This is a genomic window from Variovorax sp. NFACC27, assembly GCF_048301545.1.
Taxonomy (GTDB): domain Bacteria; phylum Pseudomonadota; class Gammaproteobacteria; order Burkholderiales; family Burkholderiaceae_C; genus Variovorax; species Variovorax gossypii.
In genome coordinates, this window is record NZ_CP157613.1 from 6,784,792 (window position 1) to 6,798,796 (window position 14,005).

Annotated in this window: 10 protein-coding genes; 6 read left to right on the top strand and 4 right to left on the bottom strand. The window is 67.2% G+C overall.

What is annotated here, in order from left to right; all coding sequences use genetic code 11:
- Positions 1-49 precede the first annotated feature (49 nt).
- From ABL840_RS31745 to serA, 4 genes are all read right to left on the bottom strand, one after another.
- Complete coding sequence (locus tag ABL840_RS31745) at positions 50-463, bottom strand: gamma-butyrobetaine hydroxylase-like domain-containing protein (RefSeq protein WP_093198270.1); 414 nt, start codon at positions 461-463, stop codon at positions 50-52.
- Positions 463-903 carry an HIT family protein gene (locus ABL840_RS31750; protein WP_176947476.1) on the bottom strand — a complete coding sequence of 147 codons (441 nt, stop codon included), beginning with the start codon at positions 901-903 and terminating at the stop codon, positions 463-465. The genes ABL840_RS31745 and ABL840_RS31750 overlap by 1 nt, the downstream gene beginning before the upstream one ends.
- Positions 900-4,778: a DUF3683 domain-containing protein gene (locus ABL840_RS31755; protein ID WP_093198493.1), complete on the bottom strand. Its 3,879-nt coding sequence runs from the start codon at positions 4,776-4,778 to the stop codon at positions 900-902. Before ABL840_RS31755 ends, ABL840_RS31750 begins: the two co-directional genes overlap by 4 nt.
- Before the next feature lie 179 nt (positions 4,779-4,957).
- On the bottom strand, positions 4,958-6,190 hold the full coding sequence (serA, locus tag ABL840_RS31760; protein ID WP_093302342.1) for a phosphoglycerate dehydrogenase: 1,233 nt from the start codon (positions 6,188-6,190) through the stop codon (positions 4,958-4,960).
- Positions 6,191-6,443: 253 nt separating this feature from the next.
- Between serA and ugpB the strand changes: the two genes are divergently transcribed.
- The 6 genes from ugpB (at position 6,444) to ABL840_RS31790 (ending at position 13,996) form a co-directional block, all read left to right on the top strand.
- Complete coding sequence (gene ugpB, locus ABL840_RS31765; RefSeq protein ID WP_093198277.1) at positions 6,444-7,757, top strand: sn-glycerol-3-phosphate ABC transporter substrate-binding protein UgpB; 1,314 nt, start codon at positions 6,444-6,446, stop codon at positions 7,755-7,757.
- Between the two features lie 101 nt (positions 7,758-7,858).
- Positions 7,859-8,740 (top strand): sn-glycerol-3-phosphate ABC transporter permease UgpA, encoded by an 882-nt coding sequence (ugpA, locus tag ABL840_RS31770; protein WP_093198280.1) that lies wholly within the window; start codon positions 7,859-7,861, stop codon positions 8,738-8,740.
- Between the two features lies 1 nt (position 8,741).
- Positions 8,742-9,593 (top strand): sn-glycerol-3-phosphate ABC transporter permease UgpE, encoded by an 852-nt coding sequence (gene ugpE / locus ABL840_RS31775; RefSeq protein ID WP_093198282.1) that lies wholly within the window; start codon positions 8,742-8,744, stop codon positions 9,591-9,593.
- Between the two features lie 3 nt (positions 9,594-9,596).
- Entirely contained in the window at positions 9,597-10,604 is a 1,008-nt protein-coding gene (gene ugpC, locus ABL840_RS31780; protein WP_093198285.1) for a sn-glycerol-3-phosphate ABC transporter ATP-binding protein UgpC, read from the top strand.
- A 134-nt stretch (positions 10,605-10,738) separates the two neighbouring features.
- A complete protein-coding gene (ugpQ, locus tag ABL840_RS31785) occupies positions 10,739-11,476 on the top strand; it encodes a glycerophosphodiester phosphodiesterase (protein ID WP_093302345.1) in 738 nt (245 codons plus the stop codon).
- Between the two features lie 78 nt (positions 11,477-11,554).
- Positions 11,555-13,996, top strand: coding sequence for a DUF3772 domain-containing protein (locus ABL840_RS31790; protein ID WP_093302347.1), 2,442 nt, complete (start codon positions 11,555-11,557; stop codon positions 13,994-13,996).
- Positions 13,997-14,005 lie beyond the last annotated feature (9 nt).

Genomic DNA, 14,005 nt, shown 5'->3' on the forward strand with positions numbered 1-14,005 from the left:
GGGCTATCTTTTCAATAGCACGCGCGGAGTTTCGGGCGAACTGGCGAGCTTAGTGGCTGCCGCAGGCGTGGCCGCCCTTCTCGATCATCGGCGCGTCTCGATCGACGCCCGCTTCGGCGAGCCGGCGTTCGTAGGCGGCCCACAGCTCGGCCTGCTTCTCGCCCAGTTCGTAGAGCAGGTCCCACGAGTAGATGCCGGTGTTGTGGCCGTCGCTGAAGGTCGGCTGCACGGCGTAGTTGCCCACCGCCTCGAGGTCGACGAGCTCGACCTCGCGCTTGCCGGTCTGCAGCACTTCCTGGCCCGGGCCGTGGCCCTGCACTTCGGCCGATGGCGAATAGATGCGCATCAACTCGAAGGGAATGCGGAAGGTGGCGCCGTCGGAAAAGCCCACCTCGAGCACGCGCGACTGGCCGTGCACGGTGATCGATTGCGGCGTCGGTGCGCCCGGTTTCAAGCCTGCCATCAGAAACTCCTGTTGCCCAGGCGCTCGATCATCGCCGCTTCGGCCGCGGGCAGGCGCGCGGCAATCTCCGCTTCCTGCGCCGCATCGCGCTCGCGCTGGACCGGCGCCCACACCGAGCCCGGGAAATGGCTGTCGGTCGAGAAGCGCGCGATGACGTGCCAGTGCAGGTGCGCCACCATGTTGCCGAGCGCGGCGAGATTGATCTTGGTCGGGTTCAGGTGCTCGCGCAGGCACTGCTCGACCACCGTCACCGCATCCATGCACAGCGCGCGGTCGGCCGCGTCGAGGTCGGAGAACTCGGCCGCATGATCGCGCCACACGACGCGATAGAAAGCCGGAAAACCCGCTTCCTCCGCATGGATGACGCGCAGCTTCGCGCCCTCGAACACGAGGCGCCCGCCCGGACCTTCGCACAGCACGCAGCCTTGCACCTTCGTCACACCAGCACCCGTTCGATGCCGCCCTGGTTGGCTGCCGCAACGTAGTTGGGCATCCAGTCTTCACCCAGGATCTTGTTGGCCATCTCGACCACGATGTAGTCGGCTTCGAGCAGGCCGTTGTTCAGGTCGCCGCCGTAGCGCGAGAGGCCTTGCAGGCAGCTCGGGCAGCTGGTGAGGATCTTCACGTTGTCCTTCTCGCCGACCTTGCCGGCCTCGCGCAGCGCAGCCTCGCCCTTCTTCAGCTCTTCTTCCTTGCGGAAGCGGATCTGCGTGGAGATATCGGGCCGCGACACGCCCAGCGTGCCCGACTCGCCGCAGCAGCGGTCGTTCTTGAGCACGTTGTCGCCCACCAGCGCCTTCACCGTCTTCATCGGGTCCTGCTGCTTCATCGGCGAGTGGCAGGGGTCGTGGTACAGGTAGCCGCCACCGGCCGCATCGGCCAGCGTGATGCCCTTCTCGAGCAGGTACTCGTGGATGTCGATGATCCGGCAGCCCGGGAAGATCTTGTCGAACTGGTAGCCCTGCAGCTGGTCGTAGCAGGTGCCGCAGCTCACCACCACCGTCTTGATGTCGAGGTAGTTGAGCGTGTTGGCCACGCGGTGGAAGAGCACGCGGTTGTCCGTGATCATCTTCTCGGCCTTGTCGTACTGACCGCTGCCGCGCTGCGGATAGCCGCAGCACAGGTAGCCCGGCGGCAGCACGGTCTGCACGCCCGCATGCCAGAGCATCGCCTGCGTGGCCAGGCCCACCTGCGAGAACAGCCGCTCCGAGCCGCAGCCCGGGAAGTAGAAGACAGCCTCCGTCTCGGAGGTCGTCGCCTTCGGGTTGCGGATGATCGGCACGTAGTCCGCATCCTCGATGTCGAGCAGCGCGCGCGCCGTCTTCTTCGGCAGGTTGCCCGGCATCTTCTTGTTGATGAAGTGGATCACCTGCTCCTTGACGGGAGCCGGCCCCAGCGAGGCCGGGGGCGCCGAGGTCTGCTTCTTCGCGAGGCCACGCAGCAGGTCGTTGGCCAGTCGCTGAGCCTTGAAGCCCACGCCCACCATGCCCGCGCGCACCGCCTTGATGGTCTGCGGATTGGTCGCGTTGAGGAAGAACATCGCGGCCGCGTTGCCGGGACGGAAGCTCTTCTGGCCCATCTTGCGCAGCAGGTTGCGCATGTTCATCGACACGTCGCCGAAGTCGATCTTCACCGGGCAGGGCGTGAGGCACTTGTGGCACACGGTGCAGTGGTCGGCCACGTCCTCGAACTCTTCCCAATGCTTGATGCTCACGCCGCGCCGCGTCTGCTCTTCGTAGAGAAAGGCCTCCACCAGCAGCGAGGTCGCGAGGATCTTGTTGCGCGGGCTGTAGAGCAGGTTGGCGCGCGGCACGTGCGTGGCGCACACCGGCTTGCACTTGCCGCAGCGCAGGCAGTCCTTCACGCTGTCGGCAATGGCGCCGATGTCGCTCTGCTGCATGATGAGCGACTCGTGCCCCATGAGGCCGAAGCTCGGCGTGTAGGCGTTGGTCAGGTCGGCGTGCAGCGTCTCGGGCTTGCCGGCGGGCGCGCGCAGCAGCTTGCCCTTGTTGAAGCGGCCCTCGGGATCGACCTTGGCCTTGTATTCGGTGAAGGGGCGCAGCTCCTCGTCGCTCAGGAACTCGAGCTTGGTGATGCCGATGCCGTGCTCGCCCGAGATCACGCCGTCGAGGCTGCGCGCCAGCGCCATGATGCGCACCACCGCGGCATGCGCGGTCTGCAGCATGTCGTAGTTGTCGCTGTTGACGGGGATGTTGGTGTGCACGTTGCCGTCGCCCGCGTGCATGTGCAGCGCGACCCACACGCGGCCCTTGAGCACGCGCTTGTGGATGGCCGCGCACTCGGCCAGGATGGGCGCGAACTCGGCGCCCGTGAAGATGGCCTGCAGCGGCTGGCGCAACTGGGTCTTCCAGCTCGCGCGCAGGGAATGATCCTGCAGCTGCGGGAACAGCGTGTCGACGTTTTCCAGCCAGCCGGCCCACAGTGCGCGCGTTTCCTGCACCAGCGCCACGGCCTGCGCGACGCGGTCTTCCAGCAGCTCGGCCGCGGGGATCTCGTGCGCGTCGTCGGTCTTGCCCAGCGGCAGATTGCCGCGCATCAGGAAGGCTTCGAGCTCGTCGGTGAGCGCGAGCTTGTTCTGCAGCGACAGCTCGATGTTGATGCGCTCGATGCCGTCGCTGTACTCGGCCATGCGAGGCAGCGGGATCACCACGTCCTCGTTGATCTTGAAGGCGTTGGTGTGGCGGCTGATGGCGGCCGTGCGCTTGCGGTCGAGCCAGAACTTCTTGCGCGCCTCGGGGCTGATGGCGATGAAGCCTTCGCCGCTGCGCGAGTTGGCGATGCGCACCACTTCCGAGGTGACGCGGGCCACCGCGTCGGCGTCGTCGCCGGCGATGTCGCCGAACAGCACCATCTTCGGCAGGCCGCCGTGCTTCTTCGACTTGGTGGCGTAGCCCACGGCCTTCAGGTAGCGGTCGTCCAGGTGCTCGAGGCCGGCCAGCAGCACGCCCGAGCGCTTCTGCTCGGCGAACATGAAGTCCTTGATCTCGACGATGCTGGGCACGGCGTCCTTGGCGTTGCCGAAGAACTCCAGGCACACGGTGCGCGTGTGCGCCGGCATGCGGTGCACCACCCAGCGGCAGCTGGTGATGAGGCCGTCGCAGCCCTCTTTCTGGATGCCGGGCAGGCCCGAGAGGAACTTGTCGGTCACGTCCTTGCCGAGGCCTTCCTTGCGGAAGGTGCGGCCCGGGATCTCGAGGCGCTCGTTGCGCAGCTTCGTCCTGCCGTCGGCGGCGTAGTACTGCAGCTCGAAGACGGCACTGTCGACGTCGTGGATCTTGCCGAGGTTGTGGCCGATGCGCGTGACCTCGAGCCATTCGGCCTGCGGCGTCACCATGCGCCACGAGGCGAGGTTGTCCAGCGCCGTGCCCCACAGCACGGCCTTCTTGCCGCCCGCGTTCATGGCGACGTTGCCGCCGACGCAAGAGGCCTCGGCGGAGGTCGGGTCGACCGCGAAGACGAAGCCGGCACGCTCGGCCGCATCGGCCACGCGCTGGGTGACGACGCCCGCCTCGGTCCAGATGGTCGGAACGGGGTCGGCCAGCCCGGGCAACGCGACGTGCTCGACCTCGGTCATCGCCTCGAGCTTCTCGGTGTTGATGACGACGCTGTTCCAGGTCAGCGGGATGGCGCCGCCGGTGTAGCCGGTGCCGCCCCCGCGCGGGATGATGGTCAGGCCCAGCTCGATGCAGCCCTTCACCAGCAGGGCCATCTCGGCCTCGCTGTCGGGGCACAGCACGACGAAGGGGTACTCCACGCGCCAGTCGGTGGCGTCGGTGACGTGGGCCACGCGCGAGAGGCCGTCGAACTTGATGTTGTCCTTCGCCGTGAGGCGGCCCAGCACGCGGGTGGCCTTGCGGCGCAGGGCGGCGACGTCGCGGAACTTGGTGTCGAAGGCGGCCACCGCCTCGCCCACGAGGCCGGTGAGCTCGCCCACGAGCTGGTCGCGCGGCAGGTCGCTGTCGGGGGTGCGGCGCTTCTGCACCTCGGCCAGGCGGTGCCTGAGGGCATCGACCAGCTGGCCGCGGCGGCGGGGGTTGTCGAGCAGGTCGTCGACGAGGTAGGGGTTGCGCTGGACCACCCAGATGTCGCCCAGCACCTCGTAGAGCATGCGCGCCGATCGGCCGGTGCGGCGCTCGGCGCGCAGGGTCTGGAGCAGTTCCCAGCCGCGTTCGCCCAGCAGGCGAATCACGATCTCGCGATCGGAGAAGCTGGTGTAGTTGTACGGGATCTCGCGCAGTCGTACAGGCTCTGCGGCCTGCGACAACAGCGTGTTCAACGCAGTCGGAGCATTCATCGGGTGGGGCGCCTCGGCCGGACGCTGCGCGCCCATAGCCGGGCTGGGGATTTTATTGCAGGGCTTGGGGTCTTGCCGCGTGGCGGTGGTTGCGACCTTGTGCTAGGCGCAGCTTTCCGGGGATCCCGCCCCTATCCGGGCCCCCGCCCCCCCTGCCGCCGGCTCCGGATCAGCCCGGATCAGAACAGCACGCGGCTGCGGATCGTCCCGTTCACCTTCGCGAGCTTCTCCAGGGCCAGGTCGGAAGAGGCGGCGTCGATGTCCATCACCACGTAGCCGATCTTCTCGTTGGTCTGCAGGAACTGCGAGGAGATGTTGATCTGGTTGTCCGAGAAGATCTTGTTGATCTCCGACAGCACGCCGGGCACGTTGCGGTGCACGTGCAGCAGGCGGTGCTTGCCCGGGTGCGCCGGCAGCGCCACCTCGGGGAAGTTGACGGAAGACGTCGAGGTGCCGTTGTCGCTGTACTTGACCAGCTTCTCCGCCACTTCCAGCCCGATGTTGGCCTGCGCCTCCATGGTCGAGCCGCCGATGTGCGGCGTCAGGATCACGTTGTCGAGGCCGCGCAGAGGCGACTGGAACTCGTCCTTGTTGCTGCGCGGCTCCACCGGGAACACGTCGATGGCGGCGCCCAGCAGCTTGCGGGCCTTCAGGGCCTCGGCCAGCGGCTCGATCTCGACCACCGTGCCGCGCGAGGCGTTGATGAGGATCGAGCCGGGCTTCATCGCCGCGATCTCGGCCGCGCCGATCATCCATTGCGTGGCCTGCGTCTCGGGCACGTGCAGCGTGACGATGTCGCTCTGGGCCAGCAGCTGGTGCAGGTCGCGCACCTGGCGCGCATTGCCCAGCGGCAGCTTGGTGACCACGTCGTAGAAGGCCACGTGCATGCCCAGCGCCTCGGCCAGCACCGACAGCTGCGCGCCGATGGAGCCGTAGCCCACGATGCCCAGCGTCTTGCCGCGGATTTCGTATGCGTTGTCGGCCGACTTGAGCCAGCCGCCGCGGTGCGCAACAGCGCTCTTCTCGGGCACGCCGCGCAGCAGCAGGATCGCTTCGGCGAGCACCAGTTCGGCCACCGAGCGGGTGTTGGAATAAGGGGCGTTGAACACCGCCACGCCATGCTCGCGGGCGGCTTCCAGGTCGACCTGGTTGGTGCCGATGCAGAAGCAGCCTGCGGCCACCAGCTTGTGGGCGGCGGCGAACACATCGGCCGTGAGCTGGGTGCGCGAGCGGATGCCCAGGAAGTGCACGTCGGCGATCTTCGCCTTCAGTTCGGCATCGGGCAGCGCGCCGGGCAGCGACTCGATGTTGGTGTAGCCGGCGGCGCGCAGCACCTCCACGGCCGAGGGATGGATGCCTTCGAGCAAGAGGAACTTGATCCTGCTTTTGTCGAGGGATGTTTTGCTGCTCATGGAGGTCTCTTGGAAGCCCCGGCCATGGCGACAGGCTAGGCCAAAAAAAGGGAGGGCGATGCTAGCATGGTGCGGCGCAGCATGCGGGGCCGCACCCCGTGCCGGCCTGATGCGAACAGGGCCAAGGAGCCAGCGGCGCCAAAGGGGTTTCCCCGATTGGAGGAAACCCGTGCTCCGTGCGCCAATGTGACGCGGCTGTGTCATCCACATGCCCTAGCATCCGCGCTTTCCATTTTTCCCTTCAGGAGTCTTCATGCGATTCAAGACGCTCGCCTTGGCATCGGCGTTGGCCGCCACCACGCTCTTCAACGTGGCGCAGGCCCAGACCGAGATCCAGTGGTGGCATTCCATGACCGCCGTCAACAACGAGTGGGTCAACGACCTGGCCAAGCAGTTCAACGAGAGCCAGAAGGAATACAAGGTCGTCCCGACCTTCAAGGGCACCTACGACGAATCGATGACGGCCTCCATTGCGGCCTTCCGCGCCGGCAATGCACCGCACATCCTGCAGGTGTTCGAGGTGGGCACCGCCACCATGATGGCCAGCAAGGGCGCCATCGTGCCGGTGGGCCAGGTCATGAAGGACGCGGGCGAGAAGTTCGACCCGGCCGCCTACATCCCCGCCGTGGCCGGCTACTACACCGCCCCCAACGGCCAGATGCTGAGCTTCCCGTTCAACAGCTCGACCACCATCTTCTATTTCAACAAGGACGCCTTCAAGGCCGCCGGCCTGCCCACCGACAAGGCGCCGTCGACCTGGCCCGAAGTGGTCGCCGCCGCCGCCAAGCTCAAGGCCAGCGGCCACAAGTGCCCGTTCACCACGGCATGGCAGAACTGGACGCAGGTCGAGAGCTTCTCGGCCTGGCACAACGTGGAATTCGCCAGCAAGAACAACGGCCTGTCGGGCCTGGATGCCCGCCTGAAGGTCAACTCGCCGCTGCACCTGCGCCACATCGAGAACCTGGCCAGCATGGCCAAGCAGGGCCTGTTCATCTACAAGGGCCGCGGCAACGTGCCCGAGGCCTCGTTCGTGTCGGGCGAGTGCGCCATGATCAACACGTCCTCGGGCTTCTACGGCAACGTGGCCAAGAACGCCAAGTTCGCCTACGGCCTGGCTCCCCTGCCCTACTACCCTGACGTGCCGGGCGCACCGCAGAACACCGTGATCGGCGGCGCCAGCCTGTGGGTCATGTCGGGCAAGAAGCCGGCCGAGTACAAGGGCGTGGCCAAGTTCTTCAGCTTCATCTCGACGCCTGAAGTGCAGTCCGCCAGCCACAAGCGCACGGGCTACCTGCCCGTGACCACGGCCTCGTACAAGCTCACCGAGGACTCCGGCTTCTACAAGCAGAACCCCGGCACCGACGTGGCCGTGACGCAGATGATCCGCAAGGTCACCGACAAGAGCCGCGGCATCCGCCTGGGCAACTACGTGCAGATCCGCGCCATCGAGGACGAAGAGCTCGAACAGGTCTGGAACGGCAAGAAGACCGCCAAGGAAGCCCTCGACGCCATCGTGACCCGTGGCAACGAGCAGCTGGAACGCTTCCAGAAGGCCAACAAGGGCTGACGCCCGGCCGCCGGACAGCTTCCGTGTCCGGCTAATATCGCCCGCCCCCGTCCGCTCTTGAGAAAGAGCGGGCGCGGCGGGATTTTTTACGTAGAGGGTTCATGGAAAAACGCGTTTTCTTTCGCTCGGGCTGGCTGCCCTGGCTGCTGCTTGCACCGCAGATGGCGGTGATATTCGTGTTTTTCTTCTGGCCGGCGGGGCAGGCCCTCCTGCAGTCGCTGCAGCAGCAGGACGCGTTCGGCACCTCCGTCGATTTCGTCGGGCTGCAGAACTTCAAGGAACTGTTCGAAGACCCGGCCTATGGCGAGTCGTTCAAGACCACCGCCGTCTTCTCGGTGCTGGTCGCGACCATCGGCCTCACCCTGTCGCTGACGCTGGCGGTGTTCGCCGACCGCATCGTGCGCGGCGGCATGTTCTACAAGACCATGCTGATCCTGCCGTACGCCGTGGCGCCCGCGGTGGCCGCCGTGCTGTGGGTCTTCATGTTCTCCCCCTCGCTGGGCGTGGTCGCTTATGCGCTCGGCAAGATCGGCATCGACTGGAACCACCTGCTCAATTCCAAGCACGCGATGACGCTGATCGTGATGGCCGCGGTGTGGAAGCAGATCTCCTACAACTTCCTGTTCTTCCTGGCCGGCCTGCAGTCCATTCCCAAGTCGCTGATCGAGGCGGCCGCCATCGACGGCGCGCGCCCGTGGCGCCGCTTCTGGACGGTGCAGTTCCCGCTGCTGTCGCCCACCACCTTCTTCCTGCTGGTGATGAACGTGGTCTACGCGTTCTTCGACACCTTCGCCATCGTCCACGCTGCCACCGAAGGCGGCCCGGGCAAGGACACGGAAATCCTCGTCTACAAGGTCTATCACGACGGCTTCAAGGCCCTGGACCTTGGCGGCTCGGCAGCGCAGTCGGTGGTGCTGATGGTGATCGTGATCGCGCTCACCATCGTGCAATTCCGCTACGTCGAAAAGAAGGTGCAGTACTGACATGGTTGAAAGAAGAAGCACCCAGGGCATCCTGGCCCACGTGGTGATGATCCTCGGCGTCCTGATCGTCGCCTTCCCCATCTACCTCGCATTCGTGGCGTCCACGCACACCGCGCAGGAGATCGTGCAGCGGCCGATGCCGCTGCTGCCCGGCTCGAACATGCTCGACAGCTACAAGGGCGCGCTCTTCGGCCGCGCGAGCAGCGCGGGCTCCAACGCCCCGGTGGCCCACATGATGTGGGTGAGCCTGGTGACGGCGCTGGTCATCGCCATCGGCAAGATCACCATTTCGCTGCTGTCGGCCTTCGCCATCGTGTACTTCCGCTTCCCGTTCAAGAAGATCTGCTTCTGGGCGATCTTCGTGACGCTGATGCTGCCGGTGGAAGTGCGCATCCTGCCCACCTACAAGGTGCTGTCGGACCTGAGCATGCTGAACAGCTACGCGGGCCTGACGGTGCCGCTGATAGCCTCGGCCACGGCCACCTTCCTGTTCCGGCAGTTCTTCCTGACCGTGCCCGAGGAGCTCACCGAGGCCTCGCGCATGGACGGCGCGAGCCCGATGCGCTTCTTCTTCGACGTGCTGCTGCCGTTGTCCAAGACCAGCATCGCCGCGCTCTTCGTGATCCAGTTCATCTACGGCTGGAACCAGTACCTGTGGCCGCTGCTGGCGGTCACCAACGAAGACATGTACCCGATCGTGGTCGGCATCAAGCGGCTCATCGCCGGCGGTGACGGCCAGAACGAATGGAACGTGGTGATGGCCACCGCCATCCTCGCGATGCTGCCGCCCGCGCTGGTGGTGGTGCTGATGCAAAAGTGGTTCGTCAAGGGCCTTGTTGATACCGAGAAATAAAGAATGGCTGCTCTTTCCCTACGCAACGTCATCAAGCGCTACGGCCACGGGCCCAAGGCCAACCAGGTCATCCACGGCGTGAGCGCCGAGATCGCCGACCACGAGTTCATCGTCATCGTCGGGCCTTCGGGCTGCGGCAAGTCGACGCTGCTGCGCATGGTGGCCGGCCTGGAAGAAATTTCCGCCGGCGAGATCGCCATCGGCAACAGGGTCGTGAACCAGCTCGAGCCTTCCGAGCGCGACATCGCCATGGTGTTCCAGAACTACGCGCTCTACCCGCACATGAGCGTGTTCGCGAACATGGCCTACGGCCTGAAGATCGCGAAGGTGCCGCCGGCCGAGATCAAGGTGCGCGTCGACAAGGCCGCGAAGATCCTCGAGCTGGGCCACCTGCTGGAGCGCAAGCCGCGCGAGCTTTCCGGCGGCCAGCGCCAGCGCGTGGCCATGGGTCGCGCCATCGTGCGCCAGCCGCAGGTGTTCCTGTTCGACGAACCTCTGTCGAACCTCGACGCCAAGCTGCGCGCCCAGACCCGCTTCGAGATCCAGAAGCTGCACCGCGAGCTCGGCATCACCTCGCTGTTCGTCACGCACGACCAGGTCGAGGCCATGACGCTGGCGCAGCGCATCATCGTGATGAACGGCGGCGTGATGGACCAGTTCGCGACGCCGGAAGAGGTGTACTCGCGCCCCGCCACCACCTTCGTGGCGAGCTTCATCGGCTCGCCGCCGATGAACCTGCTGAAGCACGCACCGGGCGTGCGCCCCGGCCAGATCCTGGGCATCCGTCCCGAGCATCTGGTGCTCGACGAGAACGGCTGGTCGGTGCAGGTCGAGCACGTCGAGCTGCTGGGTGCCGAGCGGCTGGTGTACGGCCGCATCGGCGACGAGCAGATCATCATGCGCACCGACGAGGCAGACCACCCGCCAGTTGCCGGCGACACGGTGAAGATCGCCGCGCGCGAAGAAAAACTGCACTGGTTCGACGCCGGCTCCGGCAAGCGCGCAGACTAGCCAATGCTCGCTCCCGGGCTGCGCGCACTTCGTGTCGCTTCGCCAACCCCCTGCCGGGGGCGGCACCGGCGGCCCGGCAAAGCCGGTTCGGCGGTGCCCCACGAAGGAGCCGGGGACCAACTCAAAAAACAATCATGAATTCCTGGCCCTATCCCCGCTGGGTCGCCCACCGCGGCGCCGGCAAGCTCGCCCCCGAAAACACCCTCGCCGCATTCCGTCTCGGCGCCTCGCACGGCTATCGCATGTTCGAGTGCGACGCCAAGCTCAGCGCCGACGGCGTCGTCTTCCTGATGCACGACGCCACGCTCGACCGCACCACCAATGGCCATGGCACCGGCGGAGAGCAAGCCTGGAGCGCGCTGGCACAGCTCGACGCGGGCGGCTGGCACTCGACCGCCTACGCGGGCGAGCCGCTGCCCACGCTGGAGAACCTCGCGCGCTTCTGCCTGGCCAACAGCTACCTGCTCAACATCGAGATCAAGCCCACGCCCGGCGCCGAGCGCGAGACCGGGGAAGTCGTGGCACGCGAAGCCGCCCGCCTGTGGCAAGACGCGGCCGTGCCGCCGCTGCTCACGTCCTTCCAGGTCGAGTCGCTCAAGGGCGCGCAAGCGGTGCAGCCTGAACTGCCTCGCGGCCTGCTGCTCGACAAGCTCTGGGACCGCTGGCTCGAAGCAGCCAAGGAACTCGGCTGCTCGGCCATCGTCTGCAACCACCCGCTGTGGGACGCGGCGGTGGTGGCGCTGGTTCATGGCGCGGGCATGCGTGCGCTGAGCTACACGGTGAACGACGACAAGGCCGCGCAGCGGCTGATCGACCTGGGCACTGACGGCATCATCACGGACAAGGTCGACCTGTTCAGCCCTGCCGGCTGACGCTGCGGAACCGGGGCTGCACTCCGGGGCTGCACTTCTTACCGGCCCTTACGACATGGCGGCTTCTATGATGCGGCCATGAGTTGGACCCTACGCTTCGCGAGCTTCTGCCTCGCGGCCCTGTGCATGTGCGGCGGCGCGCTGGCCCAGCCGGACCTCGGCACCAGCGGCAACGCCAACAGCGCCGCGGCGGCCGCCACGCCTCCCGCCCCCACCGTGGCGGAACTGCGCGCCCAGTTCACCAGGCTCAGCACCGCGGCCGAAACCGACGAGGACGCGCGCAAGCTGCTCGCGCAGATCAACGACATCGGCCAGCAGGCCGACAAGTTCGTCACGGCGCGCACCGGCGAGCTCTCCGACCTGAACGCCAAGCTCGGCGAACTGGGCAATCCTCCCGCCGCCGGCGCCACCGAAGACCCTGACATCACCCGCCAGCGCGCCCGCCTGACCAAGGAGCGCAACGCGCTGGACGCCGACATTCGCCTCGCCCGCCTGCTCTCGGTCGACGTGCGGCAGCGCGGCACCGAGCTGGTCACGCAGCGCCGGGCGCTGTTCGAGGCGCAGCTCACGGAGCGCGCGGCCTCGCCGCTGACGGCCGAGTTCTGGAGCGACCTGCGCGAGGCCTGGCCCGACGACCTGGTCCGCCTGAAGGCGATGGTTTCCTCGGTGAACGACGGCCTGGAGGCCGCCATGCAGCCAGAGACGAGCCTGCAGGTGATCGCGGCGCTGGTCGCCGCGCTGCTGCTCGCGGTGTTCGGCAACTGGGCGGCGGAGGCCCTGCTGGTCTGGCTCGCCGCGCGCTTCCTGCCGGCGGGGCGGCTTAGGCGCTCGCTGCTGGTGATCGGCATCGTCGCGAGCCACGTGCTGCTCGTTGCCATCGCCGCGCACGGCTTCGTCGAGGTGCTGAAGGAGTTCGCCACCTGGGAGCCGCAGGCGCGCAAGGTGCTGAATTCGACGGCGCAGGCGCTGGTGTTCATGGCCTTCGTGATCGGGCTGGGCCGCGGGCTCCTTGCCACCAGCCGGCCTTCGTGGCGCCTGCCGCCGATTCCCGACGCCATGGCCACGCGGCTGGCTGCCCTGCCCTGGCTGGTGGCGCTGGTGGCCGCGCTGGCCTGGACGCCCGCGGAGGTCAACTCGCTGATCGACGCGAGCTTCGCGGCCGTGGTGGCCACGCACGTGCTCACGGCGCTGGTGCTGACGGCGCTGGTCGCCACGGTGCTCTATGTCGTGAAGCCGTTGCGCGCCGACGCGGCCGAGGCGGGCCTGCCCGAGCGGCCGATGTGGGTCGGTCTGCTCGTGGCGCTGATCGGCGCGCTGATGATCGCGATCTGGGTGCTGGTGGCCATCGGCTACGTGGCGCTCGCCAGCTTCCTCGCCTCGCAGCTGACCTGGAGCGGCATCGTCGCGGCCGCGTTCTACGTGCTGTTCAAGTTCGCGGACGACGTGTTCATGGCCACGGTGTCCTCGCGCGCCGGCTTCGGCCAGCGGCTGCAGAAGAGCTTCAACCTCGCGCCGCAGACACTGGACCAGGCAGCCACGGTGCTGTCGGCGCTGAGCCGGGTGGCCCTCTTCTTCTACATGCTGGTGGCGCTGGCCGCGCCGCTGGGCACGGGGCCGGGCGAGGTGTTCCAGCGCGGCGGCAAGATCGGCACCGGCATGAAGGTGGGCGAGTTCCAGCTGGTGCCGGGCGCGATCCTGAGCGCCGTCGGAGTGGCCGTGGTGGGCTTCATCCTGCTGCGGATCTTCAAGCGCTGGCTTGCGGGCAGCTACCTGCCGAACACCAAGTTCGAGCCGGGCATGCAGAGCTCGATCACCACGCTGCTGGGCTACGTGGGCGGCATCCTGGTGATCGCCTTCTCGCTGTCGGCGCTGGGCATCGGCATCGAGCGCATCGCGTGGGTGGCGAGCGCGCTGTCGGTGGGTATCGGCTTCGGGCTGCAGGCCATCGTGCAGAACTTCATCTCGGGGCTGATCCTGCTGGCCGAGCAGCCGGTGAAGGTGGGCGACTGGGTCGTGCTGGGCACGGCCGAGGGCGACGTGCGGCGCATCAACGTGCGCGCCACCGAGATCCAGCTGGGCGACCGCTCGACGCTGATCGTGCCGAACTCGGAGTTCATCACCAAGACCGTGCGCAACATGACGCTGGCCAACGCCGAGGGCCGCGTGCTGATCCGCCTGCCGATGCCGCTGACCACCGACGCGCAGCGCGTGCGCGAGCTGATCCTCGCGGCCTGCAAGGCGCACGAGGGCGTGCTGGAAACTCCGGCGCCCTCGCTCACGCTCGAGGGCATCGAGAACGGGCTGCTGATCTTCCAGGCGATCGCCTACGTGGCGAGTCCTCGGCTGGCGGGCGGCGTGCGCAGCGACCTGCTGTTCACGATCCTCGACGACCTGAAGAAGGCCTCGCTGCCGCTGGCGGTGCCGACGATGGTGATGGCCGCCGCGCCCGAAATGCCCGCCGCGCCGGCGGCCGTGCCTTCGTCGCCGGCCTCGCCGATTCCGGGCGTGCCGCCGGCCTGAGCAGGCCGG

Coding starts and splice junctions, on each gene's coding strand:
- ugpC (WP_093198285.1), top strand. CDS start 9,597: ATGGCTGCTCTTTCCCTACGCAACGTCATCAAGCGCTACGGCCACGGG.
- ABL840_RS31755 (WP_093198493.1), bottom strand. CDS start 4,778: ATGAATGCTCCGACTGCGTTGAACACGCTGTTGTCGCAGGCCGCAGAG.
- ugpE (WP_093198282.1), top strand. CDS start 8,742: ATGGTTGAAAGAAGAAGCACCCAGGGCATCCTGGCCCACGTGGTGATG.
- serA (WP_093302342.1), bottom strand. CDS start 6,190: ATGAGCAGCAAAACATCCCTCGACAAAAGCAGGATCAAGTTCCTCTTG.
- ugpQ (WP_093302345.1), top strand. CDS start 10,739: ATGAATTCCTGGCCCTATCCCCGCTGGGTCGCCCACCGCGGCGCCGGC.
- ABL840_RS31745 (WP_093198270.1), bottom strand. CDS start 463: ATGGCAGGCTTGAAACCGGGCGCACCGACGCCGCAATCGATCACCGTG.
- ugpA (WP_093198280.1), top strand. CDS start 7,859: ATGGAAAAACGCGTTTTCTTTCGCTCGGGCTGGCTGCCCTGGCTGCTG.
- ugpB (WP_093198277.1), top strand. CDS start 6,444: ATGCGATTCAAGACGCTCGCCTTGGCATCGGCGTTGGCCGCCACCACG.
- ABL840_RS31790 (WP_093302347.1), top strand. CDS start 11,555: ATGAGTTGGACCCTACGCTTCGCGAGCTTCTGCCTCGCGGCCCTGTGC.